2 protein-coding genes are annotated in these 1,885 nt (G+C 64.1%); both read right to left on the reverse strand.

Annotated features, from left to right (window positions below; all coding sequences use genetic code 11):
- On the reverse strand, positions 1-832 hold an 832-nt coding region (locus FP2506_RS10880), incomplete at its 3' end, for a sugar ABC transporter ATP-binding protein (protein ID WP_244404166.1).
- Positions 833-851: 19 nt separating this feature from the next.
- Positions 852-1,885, reverse strand: a 1,034-nt coding sequence (locus FP2506_RS10885) for an acetate and sugar kinases/Hsc70/actin family protein (RefSeq protein WP_007067530.1), incomplete at its 5' end; no start/stop codon positions are given.

A 1,885-nucleotide genomic window follows, 5' to 3' on the forward strand; every position in this document is an offset into this window, starting at 1 on the left:
CGCGGGAGAGATTGCGCACCTCCAGCCGCGTCTCGCCGCGCTTGACCTCGATCTTCGGAAAAAGCTGCTGGATGTCCCGGCCGACCATCATCGAGACGAGGGAGGCTTCGGTGACCTCGGAAACTGGATGGGTGCCGATCGATTTGCCGTCGCGCAGGACTGTGACGCGATCGGCAATTGCGAAGATCTCGTTCATCCGGTGGGAGACGTACACGATGGCGACGCCGTCCTCGCGCAAGCGCCGTATCACCTCCAACAAGCGTTTGACATCGGCTTCGGCGAGCGCTGCCGTCGGCTCGTCCATAATGAGCACGCGGGCCTGACGCGATAGGGCTCTCGCGATCTCGACACGCTGACGATCGGCGACGGATAACTTTGAGACGCGTTGGTCGACGTCGAGCCGAGGGCAGTCGAGTCGGTCAAGCAGTTCTCGCGCCTCGCGCCGCATCTTCGCCCAGTCGACGAAGCCGCGGCGCGTCTTCGGCTGATGGCCGAGGAAGATGTTCTCGGCGACGCTCAGCGCCGGAAAGAGCAGCAGCTCCTGGTGAACGACCGCGATTCCTTCCGCTTGTGCCTCGCGCGGACCGCTGAACCGACGGACCTCGCCATCAAGATGGATTTCGCCCTCGTCCGCACGGTGGTCGCCGGAGGCGATGCGGATCATGGTCGACTTGCCGGCGCCGTTCTCGCCCATCAGGGCGTGGACCTCGCCGGGATAAAGATCGAAATCGACCCCCGCCAGCACCTTGACCGGACCGAACGCCTTCGAGACGCGCACAAGCTCGACGATCGGGGTCATCGGACACCAGGCGAAGACGAACCGCAGGTACAATAAGTCGACGATCCAGCCGTCATCTCGCTCTTCCCACCCTCTCACCTGTGTCCGGCATGTCGCCTGAGACCTGCCACCGCCATTCCGCAGCGTAGGCGTCGAGACCCCGAAGCGGCTTCCTCACCGTCTCATGTGGCTTCTGTCGCACCTTTCTGGGCCCGCCGGATGGTCCAAGAGCCAGAAGCGCGGCCCCGGCCGCCGTGCCGGTGAGACCGGGTTTCGCCTCCACCGCCATGCCGGTCAGGCCGGCAAGTGCATCGCAATAGACAACGTTACGGGCAAAAGGTCCCTCGACGATGATCGGGCCACTGGCCCCGATGAGACCGAGACATGTCTCAGTCGTCAGTGCGATGGTGAGGCTTGCGGCTGCCGTTCGTTCGGACTGCAAAATGCTTTCGGGATCATGTGTCCACGTCCCTTCCCGATCCGGGAAAGGTCCTGTGCCGCTCGCGAAACTCGGCAGGGCCATGACACCCTTTGCGATCACGGCTTCCGCAGCCTCGCGGCTCGCCTCGCCGGGCTCACCACCGGCCATCTCGGTGAACTCGCGGCCGGCCATGAAGCGCGCGGACGGGACCGGACGGCCGAACGCGTCCACATTGGCGAGGGTGTCCCGATCGCGGTCGAGCGGTCTCGACTCCGTCCCAACGGCGAAGAGGATCGCCCACGTACCAGTCGAGACGACGGTGAACGTGCCCTCGCGGGACATGAGATGCGGCAGGAGCGAGGCATTGGAGTCGTGGATTCCACAGAATACCGGAACCTCGCCTTCGCCTGCCATCGCGGCGCGGATCTCCGGCTTCAAAGGTCCCAAACAATCGAAGGCGGACCGCAGCGGCGCGAACTTCTTCCGCCATCTGCGTCTGTCGACCAGCGAAGAGTAGTCTTTCTCAGCCGACCGCCAGAGATCGGTATGGCAGCCGAGCTGCGTGACCTCCGAGGCTCTGACGCCGGTCAGCCTGAACGCCCAAAACTGCGGATAGGTGATGATTGTATCTGCCGCCTCGAAGCGATCGGGGAAGCGCTTTTCCAGCCAGAAGAGCTGGGCTCCGA

This window comes from Fulvimarina pelagi HTCC2506 (assembly GCF_000153705.1).
GTDB classification, from domain to species: domain Bacteria; phylum Pseudomonadota; class Alphaproteobacteria; order Rhizobiales; family Rhizobiaceae; genus Fulvimarina; species Fulvimarina pelagi.